The following is a 17,015-nucleotide window of genomic DNA, read 5'->3' on the forward strand; positions in this document are numbered from 1 at the left end:
GCTCCCGAGGCGTGGATCATGCGGGTGGGGCGCCTCACCCGCGGTCGAGGCGCGGGAGGTAGCGCTCCGCCGCCTCCCGGTACCGCTCCTCCAGCCCTGCGCTGGGCGAACCCTCGAACCGCTCCGCGGCCCCGCCCTCCCAGGCCGGGGGCTGGTCCCCGCCGAGCGCCACCCAGGCGGCCTGCCGGGCGGCGCCGTCGGCCACGTACTCGCCGGGCTCCGGGACCACGACCGGCACCCCGAACACGGTCGGCGCGATCCGCCGGACGGCCTCCGAGCGCGCCGCCCCGCCGATCAGCCGCACCGCCGCGGGCCGGACGCCGACGTCCGCGAGCGCATCGATCCCGACCTTCTGCCCGGACAGCATCCCCTCGACCGCCGCGCGCGCGAGGTTGTCCGGGGTGCCGTTCCCCAGAGTCAGGCCGTGGACGGCGCCGGTCGAGTCCGGGAGGTTGGGGGTGCGCTCGCCCTCCAGGTACGGGACCAGCGTGAGGCCCTCGGCGCCGGGCGGGGCGGACAGGGCCAGCCGGGAGAGCTCCTCGTGGTCGACGCCCAACAGCCGGCACGCGGCGTCGAGCACCCGGGCGGCGTTCAGCGTGACGACGATCGGCAGGAACGCCCCGGTCGCGTCGGCGAACCCGGCGATGGTGCCGGAGGGATCGTCGCCCTGCCGCTCGCCCCGCGCCGAGACCACCCCGGACGTGCCCAGCGAGACGATCACGTCGTCCCCCGCGCCGAGCCCGAGCGCCGCGCCCGCGTTGTCGCCTGCGCCCGGGCCGAGCCGGTACCCCGGCCCGTCCACGGACTCGGCGGGACCGAGCACCCGGGGGAGCACGACGTCGTCGCGCCCCAGCCCGAGCCGCAGCAGGTCGCGGCGGTACTCGCCGGTGGCGGCGTCGTAGTAGCCGGTGCCGGAGGCGTCCGAACGGTCGGTGACCAGGTCGTCCAGCGAGCCGGTGCCGCGCAGCTTCCAGGTCAGCCAGTCGTGCGGCAGGCAGACGGCGGCGACCCGGGCCGCGTTCGCGGGCTCGTGCTCGGCGAGCCACCGCAGCTTGGTCACCGTGATCGACGCGACGGGCACGGTGCCGGTCGCGTCCGCCCAGGCCCGAGCCCCGATCTCCGCGACCAGCGCGGCCGCCGCGGGGGCCGAGCGGGTGTCGTTCCACAGCAGCGCGGGCCGGACGACCTCGCCGGAGGAGTCCAGACACACCATCCCGTGCTGCTGCCCGGCGACGCTGAGGGCGGCGACGTCGTCGAGCCCGCCCGCCTCGTCGACGGCCCGCTGCAACGCCTCCCACCAGTGCTTCGGCTCGACCTCGGTCCCGTCCGGATGGCTCGCCCGGCCGGACCGGACGAGCTCGCCGGACTCCGCGTCCCGGATCACGATCTTGCAGGCCTGGGTGGACGAGTCGACGCCGGCGACGAGCATGCCGACCACCCTGCCAGGATCGGGCCCGTGGAACGAGTGCTGATCACGGGCGCGGCCTGCCGCATCGAACGGATGCTGCGGCAGCGGGGTCCGTCACCAGCACCCGCGAGTCCGACACCGAGGCCCACGAGTCCGACACCGAGGCTCATGAGCCGGCACGACCCGGGCGATCAGGGAGAGCCTGCGGCGCGCCCCGCCCGGAGCGGCGGCTCGCTCACAGCGCCATCGCGTCGGTCCACAGCCTGGCGCTCCGGCCGGTGAGGACGTCGAGCAGGGCGCCTGCCTGGGCGTCGGTCAGCGAGGCGACGTAGTCCACCACCGCGCGACCCCGCGCCAGGTCGGCGACGTCCGCGGCCTTGACCACGTCCTCGTCGGCGAGCGCCGTGAACTCGCCGCGGGCGAGCTCGACCAGGTCGTGCAGCCGCGGCGGGAGGGCGGGGGCGTGGGGGGAGCGGGCGTCGGCGAGCCACTCGTGCAGCGCCCCGACCAGCCCGGTCACGACGGTGGCCTGTCCGCGCTGGTGGGAGGCCAGGTCGGCGCGGCGCAGCACGAACTGCTGGTGCACGAACTTGAGCACCGCGACCTCGTGCCACTGCGCCTCGCCGAGCACGACGTGCGCGGCCCGCACCGGCGGACGGGCGAGCACCCGGATCCCGCCGACCAGCCGGGCGGTCCAGCGCGCCGAGAACTCCGCGACGGCCCGCTCGGCCGCCATCGACCCGTCGAACGGCACCGCCAGCAGCCCGTCCACCAGCTCCGACCGCACCCGGACGACGGCGGCGGCGAACGCGTCGTCGGTGTAGATCCAGCCGTCCCGCTCGGCCATGCGGAGTCGCAGCCGCTCGAGCGCCGAGCCCGGTCCGCCGGACGGGCCCTCCGACCACTCCGATGCTCGGCTCCGCGACCGCTCCCACCCGCGCAGCTCGGCCGCGACCCCGGCCTGCTGCAAGACTCCGACCCGGTGGAAGTCCTCGACGTCGTGGATGGCGTAGGCGATGTCGTCGGCGGTGTCCATCACGGACGCCTCGATCGTCTGCTGCCACGATCCGACCGGGAACGGCGTCCGCGCGGCCTGCAGCTCACCGAGCTCGGTGCGGTAGGCGGAGAACTTCGCGGAGCCGTCGGTGCCGGGCAGCGGGCCGCCGCCGCGCGGAGGCAGGTCGGCGGTGCTCGGGTGCGGGTTCGGGTAGGAGTGCCGTGTCCACGGGTACTTGAGGACGGCCGCGCGCACCGCCGTCGTCAGCCCCAGCCCGGTGCGGCCGGGGCCGTGCAGGTCGATCGTGGTGACGATCCGGAAGCTCTGGGCGTTGCCCTCGAAGCCGTCGGTCAGGCCGAGACGGTCGCGGGCCAGCCTGTCCAACACCTGCTCACCCAGGTGCCCGAACGGCGGGTGGCCGAGATCGTGGGCCAGCGCCGCCGCCTCGACGACGTCGGGGTCGCACCCGCCGAGCGTCTCCACCTCGGGCCCGAACTCGGCCCGCAGCCGCTCCGCGATCGCGCGGGCCACCTGCGCGACCTGCAACGAGTGCGTGAGCCGGTTGTGCAGCAGCAGCCCGGAGCCGTTGGGGCTCACCACCTGCGTGACGCCGGCGAGGCGGGCGAAGAACGGCGACGCCGCGATCCGGTCGCGGTCGACCCGGAACGGCGAGCCCGCGATCCCGGCCCCGGTCTCGGCGGCCCCGCTCGCCCGCTCCTCCCGCGCGTCACCCATGCGCGGAAGGCTAGTGCGTCGACCGATCTTCCCGAGCCCGGCTCCGGCGGCCCCGGGCTCCCGGCGTCCGACGCGTCCGGGGGCCGGGCGATGGCTGTCCGACTCGGGTGTCGGAAACGGGGGACTCGCGGGTGGAGGGTGTCGGACTCGGGGGTCAGGGGTGTCGGACTCCCGGGGGCAGGGGGGTGGACTCCGGCGTTGTGGGGTCGGGGTCGCGGAGGGTGGGGGTGGTCGGGCGGACCAGGGCGAGGACGAGGAGGCCGCCCAGGATCCCCGCCGCTCCCGCGACCAGGTAGCCGTCCCGGAGGCCCGCGGCGACCGCCTCCTGGACCAGGCCCGTGCGCGGGGCCCGGCCGGCGACGATCGCCTCGACCAGGCCGTCGTCGGAGACCTCGGCGGACAGCGCGGAGCGGAAGACCAGGCCGAGGACCGCCACGCCGAGCGCGTAGCCCAGCTGGCGGGCGGTATTCAGCGTGCCCGCGACCATGCCGCCCAGCTGCGGGGGAGCGGCGGACATCGCGGCGGCGGTGAGCGTCGGGATGGCCAGGCCGACCCCGATCCCCACCAGGGCCAGCCCCGGGACCAGCACCCACGCCGTCGAGTCGCCGCGGACCATGCCCTGCAGCCCCGAACCCGCGCCGACCGACAACAGCCCGAACCCGACCGTCCATCGTGGAGAGATCCCCTGCAGCGCCCGGCCCGCGACCGCCGACACCAGGAACGAGCACACCGCCATCGGCAGCAGCGCGACGCCCGCCTCGATCGGCGTCAGCCCGAGCACGCCCTGCATCCACACCGAGGTGTAGGCGAGCATCGCGAAGGCGGCGGCCATCAGCACGAGGCCTGCGGTGATCGTCGCGGCGAAGGAGGCGGAGCGGAACAGCCGCAGCGCCAGCAGCGGGTGCTCCACCCGCCGCTCGATCGCCAGGAACACGACCAGCGCGACGGCCGCGAGCGCCACGAACGCCCACACCGGCGCCGTCCAGCCCGATCCGGCGAGGATCAGCGCGTAGGTCAGCGACCCCGCGAACACGGTGAAGGACAGGATGCCCGAGACGTCGAGCCGCACCCCGGGGCGCCGGGTCTCGGCGCAGACCGCGAGCGTCAGCGCGACGGTCAGCACCGTCACCGGCAGGTTCACCAGGAAGATCCACCGCCATCCCGCGTGCTCGGTGAGCAGGCCGCCGACCAGCGGACCGAGCGCCGAGCCCGCCCCGTTCACCGCGCCCCACACCCCGAACGCGACGCCCCGGTCGCGGCCGGAGTAGGTCGCGTTGAGCATGGCCGTGGTCGTGGCGAACATCAGCGCGCCGCCGATCCCCTGCAGCCCGCGCGCGGTGATCAGCACCCCGGCCGTCGGCGCCAGCCCGCAGGCCAGCGAGCCGAGCGCGAACAGCACCAGACCCGCGACGTAGGCCCGCCGCCGCCCGACGATGTCCGCCAGCGAACCGGCACCGAGCAGCAGCGCGGCGAGGACCAGCGCGTAGACGTCCAGCACCCACTGCAGCGAGCTGAACGAGGCCTGCAGGTCGGCGGCCATGTCCGGCAGGGCGACGGTCACGATCGTGACGTCCAGCAGCAGCATGAAGGATCCGAGACAGATGGCCACGAGCGGCCACCAGCGAGAAGTCATGCGACGAGGATCGGCCCACACCGCGCGGACGCGTCACTGGATCGAGCAGAATGCAGGAATCCGACACCAGGAGACGTGTGATGCTGGAACTCGACCTCCTCGACCGACGGATCATGCACGCGCTCGCCCTCGACGGGCGGGCCCCGCTGACCCGGGTCGGCGAGGTGCTCGGGGTGTCGGACCGGACCGTCGCGCGGCGGTGGGCCCGGATGCGCGAGGCGGACCGGGTGCGCCTGGTCGGGGCTGTCACCGGGGCCGGCCCGGGTTCCGGTGCCCAGTGGATCATCCGGATGCGCTGCCGCCCGGGCACCGCGGCCGAGGTGGCGAATGCGCTGGCGCTGCGCGAGGACACCCGCTGGGTCCAGCTGCTCTCCGGCGGCACCGAGATCAGCGCGAGCGTGCAGGCCTGGTCCGCGCAGGAGCGGGACGAGCTGATCCTGCAGCGCCTGCAGCGCACCGCCCAGATCCAGACCGTCACCGCGCACAGCATCCTGCACGTCTTCGGCGGCGGCCCGGACGTCTTCCACGCCCTCGACGTCCTGGAGCCGCAGCGGGTCGAGGCGCTGCGGCCGACCTTCCGCACCGAGCCCGCCGCCGGGATCACCACGGCCGACCGCCCGCTGCTGCGCGTGCTGCGCCGCGACGGCCGCGCCCCCTACGCCGAGCTCGCCGCGGCCACCGGCTGGTCGGAGTCCACGGTGGCCCGGCGGATCGAGGCGCTGCGGGCGGCGGGCCTGCTGTTCTTCGACCTCGACGTCGACGACCACCTGCTCGGCTTCCACGCCCACACCCGGATGTGGCTGACCGTGCCGCCCGCGCACCTGCTCGAGGCGGGCCGGGCGATCGCGGCGCACCCGGAGGTCGCCTTCTGCGCGGCGACCACCGGGCGCGCCAACCTCACCGTGTCCGTCGTCTGTCGGGACGAGGCCGACCTGTTCCGCTACCTGACCGAGCGGATCGGGTCGCTGCCGACCGTCGGCGACGTCGAGACCAGCCCGATCATGCGGACGGTCAAGCGGGCCGGAGCCCATCCGTGACGGTCACCGGGATGCCTCCGATCGGCACGGGCAGGGACGTGTTGTCCCACCGCACGCCCGGGGTCGAGGTCCACCGGTGCGCGCGCAGCATCTCGTGCAGGATCGTGAGCACCTCGTAGCGCCCGAAGTACATCCCGATGCACTTGTGCGCGCCGCCGCCGAAGGGCACGAACGCGTCCCGGTCCTTCAGCGGCACGGCGAAGCGGTCCGGGTCGAACCGCTCCGGGTCCTCCCAGCACGCGGGGTCGTAGTGGTTGACCGCCTGCGCCACGGTCACCCGGGTGCCCGCCGGGACGTGGTAGCCGGCCACCGTGGTGTCCTTCACCGCCGTCCGCATGACGACGGGGACGGGGGCGTCCAGCCGCAGCGCCTCGGACACGATGTGGTCCAGTGTGGTCAGTGACCTCAGCTGCTCGACGCCGAGCGGCTCGTCACCCAGCGCGAGCGACTCGGCCCGCGCCTTCTCCTGCCACTGCGGGTGCAGCCCCAGGTGGTGGGCGGCCGACGCGGCCGTGGTCGTCGACGTGTCGTGCGCCGCCATCATCAGGAAGATCATGTGGTTCACGACGTCCGCGTCGGAGAACCGGTCGCCCTCCGGCGTCGTGGCGTGGCACAGCGCGGTGAACAGTTCGTCGCCCGTCCCGTTCCGCTTGGCGGGCAACGCCTCGATGAACCACCGCTCCAGCACCGCCCGCCCCGCGAGCCCCTTCCGCCAGCGGGTCCCGGGCAGCGGGTACCGCACGAACGCGTTGGCTCCCCGCACACACGCCACGAAAGCGCTGTTGATCTCGGGAGCCTGCGGTCCGGCGTCCATGAACACGCGTGCGGCCACGTCCAGCGTCATCCGCTTCAACGCCGGGTAGAGCCGCATGTGCCCGGACCACTCCCGCACCGCGGCGCGCACGACCGGCGCCGCCTGGTCCACGTAGGCTGCGATCCGCGGCGCGGTGAACGCCTCCTGCATGATCCGGCGATGGGCGCGGTGCTCGCCGCCGTCGAGCAGCATGAGTCCACGATGGAAGAAGCGGTCGATGAGCGTCCGCCAGCCCTCCTGCGAGAAGGCCTTGTCCGCGTTGACCAGCACCTCGCGCGTGGCGGCAGGCCCCGTCACGACCACGGACCGGCCGAGCGGCCCGCCCCACCACCAGACCGGCCCGTAGCGCGCGGTCCGGCTGCGGGTGATCTCGTGGCCGAACCGGACGTACCCCAGCGTGTGCCCGACGCCCCGCGGCCCGTAGTCGCCGGGGATCTCCCGCGTGCCCTCGGGCACCGGGCCGTAGGGCGAGGCGGGGCGCTCCCGCAGCAGTGCCCGGTCCAGCCCGCCGGGTGCCGGGAGGGCGAGCACGGACGAGTACCGCTCGCGGGCGCGCCGGGGGACGGACCGCACCCGGTCGACGATGGCCATGCGGCCGAAGGTAGACAGATCTGCGAGAAGTGTCCAGAGAGTTGACGGAACTTCGGGTGGAGTCCAGGATCGCGCCATGCGTCCCATGGCCCGGCGCGCCCGTGCCCAGCTCCGGGCGGACGCGCTCGACGTCGCCGCCGAGCTCTTCGTCGGCGGCCGGTTCGGCATGCCCGAGCTGGCGGCCAGGCTCGGCGTCAGCAGGCAGACGCTCTACAGCGAGTTCGGCGACCGGCAGGGCGTCGCGTCGGCGCTGGTCCTGCGTGCCACCGAGCGGTTCCTGGACGGCATCGAGGCCGCCCTGGCGCGGGAGCGGGACCTGCACGCCGCCTGGGTCGCCGCCGTGGCCGCGGCGCTGCGCCGGGCCGCGGACGACTCGCTGCTCAAGGCCCTGCTGACCGGCGACCAGGCCGTGTTCGGCAGCGGCGCGGAGGAGATCGTCGTCGCGGCCCGGGACCGGGCGGCGGGCTACCTGCGGAGACAGTGGCCCGAGCTGGACGCGGAGTCGGTCGGGCTGGCCGCCGAGACCGCGGCCCGGCTGACGGTCAGCCACATCGTGCTGCCCCTCGCCCCGCCGGAGCGGATCGCCGAACAGGTCGCCACCGCCGTCGTGAGGATCGCGCGCGGGCCCGGTCTTTGACAGTCTCTCCATCCATGAGCGACGAGCAATGGTTCTACTGTCTCAAGCACAACACGGTGGAGGGTCCGGACGGCTGCCGGTCCGCCGACCGCCTCGGCCCCTACCCCGACCGGGCCACCGCCGCGCGCGCCCTGGAGATCGCGAAGGAGCGCACCGAGGCCGCGGACGAGGCGGACCGGGAATGGCGGGAACGCGGCTCGACACGATGAGTGGCCCCCACTAGCTTGATGCAATCGCATTGATCGAGGAGGCTCGCATGGGGGACGGCAGGGTGGCCGTGGTGACCGGCGGCAGCCGGGGCATGGGCCGGGAGATCTGCCGGGACCTCGCGGCTCGGGGGTTCCGCGTCGTCGTCGCCAGCCGCAAGGCTCCGGCCTGCGAGGAGCTGGCGAAGGAGCTCGCCGCGGAGTTCGGCGTCGAGGCGCTCGGGATCGGCTGTCACGTGGGCCACTGGGCGGACTGTGACGCCCTCATGGACCGCGTCCTCGACACCTGGGGTCGGATCGACGTACTGGTCAACAACGCCGGCATGTCCCCGCTCTACCCGAGCCTCGGCGAGGTCGGCGAGGAGCTGTTCGACAAGGTGATCGGGGTGAACCTCAAGGGGCCCTTCCGGTTGGCGGTGCGGGCGGGCGAGGCGATGGCGGCGGGGGCGGGCGGTCAGATCGTCAACGTCAGCAGCGTCGCGGCCGTCGCACCCGCGCCGGGTGAGCTGCCGTACGCCACGGCCAAGGCCGGGCTCAACGCGATGACCCTCGGCCTGGCCCGGGCGTTCGGGCCCACGGTGCGGGTCAACGGCGTCATGCCGGGCATGTTCCGCACGGACATCAGCAAGGCCTGGGGCCAGGACATGTTCGACCGGGCCGCCGCCACGCCCGCGGGCCGGGTGGGGGAGGCCGAGGAGATCGTCGGCGCCGTCCGCTACCTGACCGGCCCCGAGTCGAGCTACACGACCGGCTCCATCCTCAAGGTCGACGGGGGCGCGGTCTGGAGCCCCGCGTGAGCACCGCGGGCCAGCAGGAGAACCGCCCGGACACGCGCTCCCGGCTGCTCGACGCCGCCGAGGCGCTGTTCGCCGAACGCGGCAGCGAGTCGGTGTCGCTGCGCGAGATCGGGCGGGCCGCGGGCGCGCGCAACGTGATCGCCGCCCAGTACTGGTTCACCGACCGGGACGGGCTGATCCGCGCGCTCATCGAGCGGCACGCGCCGGAGATCGAGTCCGCCCGGCACGCCCTGCTGGACGAGTACGAGGCGGGCGGGCTCGCGGGCTCGGAGCACGACCGCCTGCACGCCCTCGCCGGTGCTCTGATCCGCCCGCCCGCCGCGAAGCTGGACCAGGGCGTCAGCGGGGCCGGGTACCTGCGCACCGTCGCCGACCTGCTGACCCGGCCCGAACCCGTCACCGAGCCCTTCGGGTACTCCGACGAGGACGGCAGCATTCCGCGCTGGCGGGCCCTCCTCGAGCCCCTGCTCGACCCGGACGCCGTCGTCCTGCACCGCCGGTTCCACGTGATCCGGTTCGTGGACGTCGAGCTCGCCCAGCGGGCCCGGGCGCCGGGGCGTCGCGACCACCGGCTGTTCATCAGCCAGCTCGTCGACGCGGCCGCGGGTCTGCTGGGCGCGCGAACCTCACCGGAGACCCGACGGCTGCGCGCGGAGCGCGGCCAGGTCCGCGGAGCCGACCATTAGCGGGATCGATCTCGCCGCGCTCACCGCCTGGGTCCGGGAACGGGGGATCGGGGCGGAGATCGGGGAGGTCACCGCGCTCGCGGGCGGCACCCAGAACATCGTGCTGCGCATCGAGCTCGACGGTCGCCCGGTCGTCCTGCGCCGCCCGCCGGAGCATCCCCGCCCCACCTCCGACCGCACCCTGACCAGGGAGATCACCGTCCTGACCGGACTGGCGGGCACGGACGTCCCGCACCCGCGGCTGATCGCGGGCTGCACCGACACGTCCGTGCTCGGCGTCGTGTTCTACCTGATGGAGCTGGTCGACGGCGTCAACCCCGGCGAGGAGGTCACCGCCGCCCAGCGCGCGGACGCCGGCCTGCGGCACGGGCAGGGCCTCGCCGTGGCCCGCGCGCTCGCCCGGCTCGGCGCGGTCGATCCCGCGGCGCAGGGCCTGGACGTGCTGCGCAAGCCGGGCAGCTTCCTCGCCCGGCAGGTCCCGCAGTGGCTCGGGCAGCTCGAGTCCTACCGGGACTTCCCGGAGTGGGACGCTCGCGGGCTGCCCGAGGTGGCCGGGATCGCCGAGTGGCTGGAGGCGCACCGCCCGCCGGACGCCGAGCCCGGCGTGATGCACGGCGACTTCCACCTCAACAACGTGATGCTGGCGCGCGAGCGGCCCGCGGTCGCGGCCATCGTGGACTGGGAGATGTGCACGGTGGGCGACCCGCTGCTCGATCTCGGCTGGCTGATGGTGACCTGGCCGGACGAGCCGCGCGCCCTCGAGGTCGGCGGCCCGCTGGCCCGGCTGGGCGGGCTGCCCACCCGCGCGGAGCTGGTGGCCGAGTACGTGCGTGCCGGTGGGCGCGACGCGACCCGGATCGACTGGTACACCGCGCTGGCCGGCTTCAAGCTGGGCATCGTGCTGGAGGGGACGTGGGCGCGGGCGAGCGCGGGCGAGGCCCCGGAGGAGGTGGGGCAGCGGCTGCACGACAGCGCCGTCGCCCTGCTCACCACGGCCGGGCGGATCGCCGAGGGCAGCTGGTCCGTCCGCCCGTGACCCCACCCCGCGAGTCCGACACCAGGGCCCGCGAGTCCGACGCCACGGCCGCCGTGTCTCGCGTCAGACGGCGGTGAAGGCCTGCAGGATCTCGGGGCTGAAGAGGACGAAGCGGGCGGTCTCGACCCGCGTGTCCGCGTTCCGGACCGTGGTGACGGCGATCCGCGCGGCGTCGTCCAGCGGCCAGCCGTAGATCCCCGCCGAGACCGCCGGGAAGGCGACACTGCGGGCGCCGACCTCGTCCGCCACCCGCAGCGACTCCCGGTAGGCCGAGGCCAGCAGGTGGGAGCGGTCCTCGCGCTTCGCGTACACCGGGCCGACGGTGTGGATCACCCACCGCGCGGGCAGGTCTCCCGCGGTGGTCGCGACGGCCTGACCGGTCGGCAGGCCGTCCGGGTAGCGGGTGCGGCGCAGCTCCCGGCACTCCCGCAGGATCGCCGGGCCGCCCGCGCGGTGGATGGCCCCGTCCACCCCGCCCCCGCCGAGCAGACCGGAGTTCGCCGCGTTGACGACGGCGTCCACCTCCTGGCGGGTGATGTCGCCCTGGACGAGCTCGATGGTGGTCATGCGCGCATCCTCCTCAGCAGCGGGATCGCCGCGATCTTCGCGTCGGTCAACGACTCCCAGAGGATGCCCGCGACCGGCCGCGTCCCACCTCGCCCGCGGCAGTCGATCACCCGCTCCGGAGTGACGACGAGGTCGACGGGGACGTCGTGCGCCGCCGTCGGGACCACCCCCGGGGGCCGGACCTGCAGCTCGTGCACGGTCGTCACGACGACGGTGTCCGCCGAGATCAGCCCGGCCGCCCCCGCCAGCGCGAACTCCAGGTCGGCGAACCCGCCGCCCTTGCCCAGCCGCGCGCCGTCCTCGCCGACCGCCACACAGCCCGTCACGACGAGGTCGACCGGGTCGAGGTCGGCGACGGCGACCCGGCGGGCGTTGCGCGTGGCGTTCGTGATCGACACGGCCATGCGCGGGGGATCGGTGAGGTGGTCCGGGTCGAGCAGGAGGAACGGGTCCTCCTCGGCCAGCTTGGGCACGGCCATGTAGAGCGTCTTGCCGTCCTCCAGGGCCCGCCTGCGGACCGGGAGCTGCGCGGAGTCCGGATTGGACTTCACCGCCCGCGCCCCCGTCCACTCCGGAAGACCGCGGAGCAGCTCGGCGGCCTTCTCGGCGCCGATGAAGTTGGAGATGCGGTGCCGGGCGCCCGGGAAGCGCGCGACCTTCGCCTCGGTCAGCGCCGTCCACACCTCGTCCCGCAGCGCGGCCTTGGCGTCGAGGAGGGCGCGGTCGCCGCCCGCGTCGCGGTCGTGCCGCCGCGGGGTCCGTGCCATCCGGCGAGCCTAACGGTTCGGCCGTTCGATCATCGTCCGACAGCTCTGGCGTCTCGCTCCGAGGGCCGTAGGGTCGGGGTCATGACGGTCTCGCACAGCGCCCACTGGGGTGCGTTCTCGGCCGGCTGGGAGGACGGGGAGCTGCGGGTCGCGCCGCATCCCCGCGACCCCGATCCGTCGCCGGTCCTGCAGAACGTCCCGGCGGCCCTGCGCCACCGGGCCCGGGTCGCCCGGCCCGCCGTGCGTCGGGGCTGGTGGGAGGGAGGGCCGGGGCCGTCCGACCGGCGCGGGCGGGAGGAGTTCGTCGAGGTCGGCTGGGACGAGGTGTTGGACCGGCTGGCGGCCGAGCTGCGGCGGGTGTACGCCGATCACGGGCCGACCGCGGTCTACGGCGGGTCGTACGGCTGGGCGAGCGCGGGACGGTTCCACCACGCGCAGAGCCAGATCCACCGGTTCCTCGGGATGGCCGGGGGCTACACGCAGTCCGTCAACACCTACTCCGGGGGTGCGGCGGAGGTGCTGATCCCGCACGTCCTGGGTCCGTTCGACCAGGTGACCCGGTCCGTCGTGACCTGGGAGCAGGTCGCCGCGCACACCGACACCGTGCTCGCCTTCGGCGGGATGGCGCTCAAGAACAGCCAGATCGGGCCGGGTGGGGTGTCACGGCACGTCGAGCGGGGCGCGATGCTCGCCGCTCGACGGCGGGGTGCGGAGTTCGTGCTGGTCAGCCCGCTGCGCCCGGACCTGCCGCCCGAGGTGTCGCCGCGCTGGTTGGCCCCGGAGCCGGGGACGGACGCGGCACTGATGATCGGGCTGGCGCACACTCTGTGGGCGGAGGACCTGCACGACCGGGCGTTCCTGCGGGACCACTGCGACGGGTGGGAGTCGTACGAGGCCTACCTGCGGGGAGCCGGTCCCGGGGTGGGACCCGGCGGGCGGGACGCGGAGTGGGCCTCGCGCATCTGCGGGATCCCGGCGGACGAGATCCGGGCCCTGGCCCGGCGGCTCGCCCGCGGCCGCACACTGGTCACCGTCTCCCAGTCGCTGCAGCGCGCCGAGCACGGAGAGCAGCCCGTCTGGGCGGGGCTCGCCCTCGCCGCGATGCTCGGCCAGATCGGGCTGCCCGGCGGCGGGTTCTGCTACGGGCTCGGCTCGCTGGCGCACTACGGCCGCCCGCGCAACGCCGTCCCCGTGCCGACCCTGGCCCGGCGCCCGAACCCGGTGCGCTCGTACATCCCGGTCGCGCGGGTGGCGGACATGCTGCTGAACCCGGGGACCGCGTTCTCCTACAACGGGTCCGACCTGACCTACCCGGAGGTCACGCTCGTCTACTGGTGCGGCGGGAACCCGTTCCACCACCACCAGGACCTCGCCCGGCTGCGGCGGGCGCTCGCGCGGGTGGACACGTTCGTCGTGCACGAGTCCGTCTGGACGGCGACGGCCCGGCACGCGGACGTCGTCCTGCCGGCCACGACCACGCTGGAGCGCGAGGACATCGGTGCGGGCGGCACGGACTCACTGGTCGTGGCGATGAAGCCGGTCGCGGCGCCGTACGGGCAGGCGCGGGACGACCATGCGATCTTCGCGGCGCTCGCCGACCGGCTCGGGTTCGGAGAGCGGTTCACCGAGGGGCGGACTCCGCGCGAGTGGCTGGAGCACCTCTGGGGGCGGACCGAGAAGGCGTTGGCGAACAAGGGGTTCCCGGCGCCGACGTTCGACGAGTTCTGGGCGGCGGGGGAGCACCTCCTGCCCGAGGGACCGGACGACGGCGGGGTGCTCGCCGCGCTGCGCTCGGGTACCGCGCTGCACACCGAGAGCGGACGGGTGCAGGTCGGCTCGGCGCGGATCGCGTCCTTCGGCTACGACGACTGCCCGGGGCACCCGGCGTGGCTGCCGCCCTCGGAGCCGCCGTCGGCGGAGTTCCCGCTGTGGTTGGTGGCCAACCAGCCGTCGACCCGGCTGCACAGCCAGCTGGACTTCGGCGCGACCAGCCGGGCCGGCAAGGTCGACGGGCGCGAGGTCGTGCGGATCCACCCCGGAGACGCGTCGGTGCGCGGCATCACGGAAGGCGATGTCGTCAGGCTCACGAGCCCGCGCGGGGCCTGCCTGGCCGCGGCGCGGGTGACCGACGAGATCCGGGCCGGAGTGGTCCAGCTGCCGACGGGGGCCTGGTACACGCCGGCGTCGGACGAGGACCCGACCTGTGTGCACGGGAACCCGAACGCGCTGACGCGAGACGTCGGCAGCTCACGGCTGGCCCAGGGATGCACGGGTCAGCTCACGACGGTGCAGGTCGAGCGGTTCACGGGGGAGGCGCCGGTGGTGCGGGCGCACGAGCCGCCGCGGCTCGCGTGAACCCGCTCGCCACCGGGGCTCTCGTGGCGGCGAGCGGGCGTCCGGGCGTGTCGGGGGACCGGTGGCCGCGACACGGCCGGGGTCAGTGGTCGCGCAGGGCCTGGATCAGGTCGTCCTTGGACATGTCCGAGCGGCCCTCGATGCCGATCTTCCGGGCGCGCTCGTAGAGCTCGTCCTTGGTCATGTCCTCGTACGAGCCCGCCCTCCCGCCGCGAGCGCCGACCTTCTGCTCACCTTCGGCGGCGGCCGCGTTGGAGATCCGAGCAGCCTTCTCCTTGGACGCACCGTCGGCGCGGAGGTCCTCGTACATCTTCTCGTTCTTGATGCTCGAGTTCGGCATGGCGACGGGGTACCCATCCTCCCCGTTCCTACGCGTTCGTCCCTCGTGCGGTGTCGATCGCGCGCGTCGTGCCCGGGCCGGGGCGGCTCCGGTCGGTCAGGCGGGGACCGGGGCGAGGATCGGGGAGGCGCCGCGGGCGTGCCGCTCTCTGTGCGGGGCTCGCACCCACTCGCCGGTCGACCGCTCCACCAGCGTCGCGCCGCGCAGCATCGACGGCCGGACGGGGACCGCGACCCGCGAACCCGGGGTGCGGATGATCCGCAGCGGTTGCACGCGGGCGTCGACCATGAGCGGTCGGCCCGTCCGCACCACGGGGCGCAGCGGCTTGAGGACGACGCGGCGGGTGGTGTCTCCGAAGCGTCCCGGGCGCTGCTGCAGGTCGGCCGGGACCGTCACGATCCGACGCAGCGCCGGAGCCAGGACGGGCAGCGGGATCCGGCTGGGCAGCGGGATGCGGGCGAGGGTCGACCCGGCGGCGCGGCCGGGCAGCGGGATCAGGGCGGGCAGGGTGATCCGCGGCCGGGTCGGCGCCACGACCAGGGACAGGACCGCGGCGACCAGCGCGAGCACCGGGACGGCCGCCAACGCCGTCGGCAGGCCCGCGTGGTCGGCGAGGAAGCCGATCGCGGGCGGGCCGCCCAGCAGCCCGGTGTAGCCGACGGTCGAGGCCAGCGCGACCCCGCGGGCCCCGGACCGGGTCCCGGCCTGCGCGATCGCGAGCGGGAACAGGTTCGCCAGCCCCAGCCCGACGAGCACGAACCCGGCCAGCGCGAGCTCGGCGGACGATGTGAGCAGCGCCGGCGTCATGCCCGCGGCGGCGAGCAGCGCACCGCCGCCGAGCAGCCGGGTCCGGCCCCACCGGCGCAGCAGCACACCGCCGACGAGCCTGCCGCACGCCATCGCGAGCGAGAAGCAGGAGTACCCCGCGGCGGCCAGTGCGGGCGCCGCGCCGAGGGTCTCCTGCAGGTGCAGGGCGCCCCAGTCGGTGATCGCCCCCTCGCCGAACGCGGTACACCCGGCGATCAGGCCGAGCAGGACGATCAGCCCGCGGTCGCGCAGGGGCGCGGCGGGCTGCTCGTCCGGTGCGGGCCGTGACTCGGCGGGCTCACGGCCCAGGGTGGTCAGGACCGGGCGGGTCCAGAGCGCCACCGCGAGCCCGACGACCCCCACCCCGACCAGGTGCGGCAGCACCGGGCCGAGCGCGGAGGCGATCCCGCCCGCGGCCGCGCCCGCGAGCCCGCCGAGGCTGAAGGCGGCATGCAGGAACGGCAGCAGGGGGCGGTCGGGGCGGCGGGCCTCGACGGCCACGCCCGCGCTGTTCACCGCCACGTTCACCAGGCCGGTGAACGCGCCGAACAGCAGCAGGGCGGCCGACAGCTCGGGGATCGACGTCGCCAGGCCGGGCAGCGGGACGACGAGGCAGAGCCCCACCACCCCACCGATCAGCACCCGGCCGGAGCCGAAGCGGGCGGCGAGCGCCCCGGTGAGCTGCATGGACGCGAGCGCGCCGAGCGACACGCAGAGCAGCGCGACGCCCAGCGTGGCGTGGGTGGCCCCGACCTGGGCGGTGACGTCGGGGATGCGGGCGGCCCAGCTGCCGAACACCGCGCCCGCGAAGGCGAACACGGCGGTGACGGCGACGCGGAGCCGCGTGAAGGTCGGAGGGAGGGACGGACGGGACCGGCCGGACGCGTGCGGACGCGCCCCGGCGGGGAAGACGGGCATCGGGGAGGTTCCTCGGGCGGACCGGTCACTGCGCCGGCGTTCGGGTTGCCGGGAGGTGGTCCGTCGAACGGTCGCGCTCGCTGGGCGCGACGGGGCGGTCGGATGGTGGAGACGCACGACCGCGTGCGCCGAGGCTCCAGCATGGCGGACCGACCGCCTTGATCGCCAACCAGTCCCTGGTGAGACGCCTCACGATCGATTCAGAACGAGCGCCTCCAGCCGGTCCAGGAAGGGCCGCTGCCCCTTGACCAGCTTGATCCGCGCGGTCTCCAGGTCGAACCACGCGGCCCGGTCGATCTCCGGGAACCGCAGCACGCGGCCGCTGTTGCGGGGCCACTCGATCTCGACCCAGTCGCCCGCGTCCGGCCGCCCGGCGACGGCGGCGACGAGCTCCGCGGGCACGTCGCCCGCCAACGCGTACCCCAGGACGGTCTTGCGCCGACCCGACTGCACGACCGACCCCAGCTCGTGCAGCTCACCCGCCGGCGGCGGGAACCCCAGCTCCTCGGTGAACTCGCGGCGGGCGGCCGCGACGGGCTCCTCGCCGTCGTCCAGCACGCCCTTCGGGATCGACCAGGCCGCCTCGTCCTTGCGGGCCCAGAACGGGCCGCCCATATGGCCGAGGAGCACCTCGACGGTCCCGTCACGGTCGCGGTGGAGCAGGATCCCGGCACTCGTCAGCAC

At 75.0% G+C, this 17,015-nt stretch carries 16 protein-coding genes; 7 read left to right on the forward strand and 9 right to left on the reverse strand.

Annotation, left to right across the window (positions count from 1 at the left end; translation table 11 throughout):
* Positions 1 to 34: 34 nt before the first annotated feature.
* The 3 genes from ABD993_RS24735 to ABD993_RS24745 all read right to left on the reverse strand — a co-directional run bounded on the left by ABD993_RS24735 (position 35) and on the right by ABD993_RS24745 (position 4,773).
* On the reverse strand, positions 35 to 1,429 hold the full coding sequence (locus tag ABD993_RS24735) for a xylulokinase (protein ID WP_425569130.1): 1,395 nt from the start codon (positions 1,427 to 1,429) through the stop codon (positions 35 to 37).
* A gap of 214 nt (positions 1,430 to 1,643) precedes the next feature.
* Positions 1,644 to 3,140 carry a deoxyguanosinetriphosphate triphosphohydrolase family protein gene (locus tag ABD993_RS24740; protein ID WP_345423094.1) on the reverse strand — a complete coding sequence of 499 codons (1,497 nt, stop codon included), beginning with the start codon at positions 3,138 to 3,140 and terminating at the stop codon, positions 1,644 to 1,646.
* Between the two features lie 154 nt (positions 3,141 to 3,294).
* A complete protein-coding gene (locus ABD993_RS24745; RefSeq protein ID WP_345423096.1) occupies positions 3,295 to 4,773 on the reverse strand; it encodes an MFS transporter in 1,479 nt (492 codons plus the stop codon).
* Between the two features lie 80 nt (positions 4,774 to 4,853).
* Here ABD993_RS24745 and ABD993_RS24750 point away from each other — a divergent pair, with 80 nt between their 5' ends.
* A complete protein-coding gene (locus ABD993_RS24750) occupies positions 4,854 to 5,810 on the forward strand; it encodes an Lrp/AsnC family transcriptional regulator (protein ID WP_345423098.1) in 957 nt (318 codons plus the stop codon).
* Here ABD993_RS24750 and ABD993_RS24755 read toward each other — a convergent pair.
* A complete protein-coding gene (locus tag ABD993_RS24755) occupies positions 5,785 to 7,215 on the reverse strand; it encodes a cytochrome P450 (protein ID WP_345423100.1) in 1,431 nt (476 codons plus the stop codon). The two genes, ABD993_RS24750 and ABD993_RS24755, sit on opposite strands and share 26 nt — an antisense overlap.
* A 76-nt stretch (positions 7,216 to 7,291) precedes the next feature.
* Here ABD993_RS24755 and ABD993_RS24760 point away from each other — a divergent pair, with 76 nt between their 5' ends.
* From ABD993_RS24760 to ABD993_RS24780, 5 genes are read left to right on the forward strand one after another with little or no spacing between them, the layout of a single operon-like run.
* The gene (locus ABD993_RS24760) at positions 7,292 to 7,852 is read left to right on the forward strand and encodes a TetR family transcriptional regulator (protein ID WP_345423102.1); all 561 of its coding nucleotides are present in this window, start codon (positions 7,292 to 7,294) and stop codon (positions 7,850 to 7,852) included.
* A gap of 14 nt (positions 7,853 to 7,866) precedes the next feature.
* Positions 7,867 to 8,061: a hypothetical protein gene (locus ABD993_RS24765; protein ID WP_345423104.1), complete on the forward strand. Its 195-nt coding sequence runs from the start codon at positions 7,867 to 7,869 to the stop codon at positions 8,059 to 8,061.
* A gap of 47 nt (positions 8,062 to 8,108) precedes the next feature.
* A complete protein-coding gene (locus tag ABD993_RS24770; protein ID WP_345423105.1) occupies positions 8,109 to 8,855 on the forward strand; it encodes an SDR family NAD(P)-dependent oxidoreductase in 747 nt (248 codons plus the stop codon).
* A complete protein-coding gene (locus ABD993_RS24775) occupies positions 8,852 to 9,541 on the forward strand; it encodes a TetR/AcrR family transcriptional regulator (RefSeq protein WP_345423108.1) in 690 nt (229 codons plus the stop codon). The genes ABD993_RS24770 and ABD993_RS24775 overlap by 4 nt, the downstream gene beginning before the upstream one ends.
* Before the next feature lie 4 nt (positions 9,542 to 9,545).
* Positions 9,546 to 10,577 (forward strand): phosphotransferase family protein, encoded by a 1,032-nt coding sequence (locus ABD993_RS24780; RefSeq protein WP_345423332.1) that lies wholly within the window; start codon positions 9,546 to 9,548, stop codon positions 10,575 to 10,577.
* 63 nt (positions 10,578 to 10,640) lie between these two features.
* On the opposite strand, the gene ABD993_RS24785 is transcribed toward ABD993_RS24780, so the two are convergent.
* Together ABD993_RS24785 and ABD993_RS24790 are read right to left on the reverse strand one after the other, a co-directional pair.
* Positions 10,641 to 11,144 carry an O-acetyl-ADP-ribose deacetylase gene (locus ABD993_RS24785; RefSeq protein WP_345423111.1) on the reverse strand — a complete coding sequence of 168 codons (504 nt, stop codon included), beginning with the start codon at positions 11,142 to 11,144 and terminating at the stop codon, positions 10,641 to 10,643.
* Positions 11,141 to 11,911: a 5-formyltetrahydrofolate cyclo-ligase gene (locus ABD993_RS24790; RefSeq protein ID WP_345423114.1), complete on the reverse strand. Its 771-nt coding sequence runs from the start codon at positions 11,909 to 11,911 to the stop codon at positions 11,141 to 11,143. Before ABD993_RS24790 ends, ABD993_RS24785 begins: the two co-directional genes overlap by 4 nt.
* Positions 11,912 to 11,992: 81 nt before the next feature.
* On the opposite strand from ABD993_RS24790, the gene ABD993_RS24795 reads away from it, so the two are divergent.
* The gene (locus ABD993_RS24795) at positions 11,993 to 14,266 is read left to right on the forward strand and encodes a molybdopterin-dependent oxidoreductase (protein ID WP_345423117.1); all 2,274 of its coding nucleotides are present in this window, start codon (positions 11,993 to 11,995) and stop codon (positions 14,264 to 14,266) included.
* A gap of 82 nt (positions 14,267 to 14,348) precedes the next feature.
* Here the strand turns inward: ABD993_RS24795 and ABD993_RS24800 are convergent, their stop codons facing one another.
* From ABD993_RS24800 to ABD993_RS24810, 3 genes are all read right to left on the reverse strand, one after another.
* Positions 14,349 to 14,606 carry a DUF7218 family protein gene (locus ABD993_RS24800; protein WP_345423120.1) on the reverse strand — a complete coding sequence of 86 codons (258 nt, stop codon included), beginning with the start codon at positions 14,604 to 14,606 and terminating at the stop codon, positions 14,349 to 14,351.
* A 96-nt stretch (positions 14,607 to 14,702) separates the two neighbouring features.
* Positions 14,703 to 16,331: an MFS transporter gene (locus ABD993_RS24805; protein WP_345423123.1), complete on the reverse strand. Its 1,629-nt coding sequence runs from the start codon at positions 16,329 to 16,331 to the stop codon at positions 14,703 to 14,705.
* A gap of 189 nt (positions 16,332 to 16,520) precedes the next feature.
* Positions 16,521 to 17,012, reverse strand: coding sequence for an NUDIX hydrolase (locus tag ABD993_RS24810; RefSeq protein ID WP_345423335.1), 492 nt, complete (start codon positions 17,010 to 17,012; stop codon positions 16,521 to 16,523).
* Positions 17,013 to 17,015: the final 3 nt, after the last annotated feature.

The sequence above is a fragment of the Pseudonocardia xishanensis genome, from assembly GCF_039541715.1.
In the GTDB taxonomy this organism is placed as follows: Bacteria; Actinomycetota; Actinomycetes; order Mycobacteriales; family Pseudonocardiaceae; genus Pseudonocardia; species Pseudonocardia xishanensis.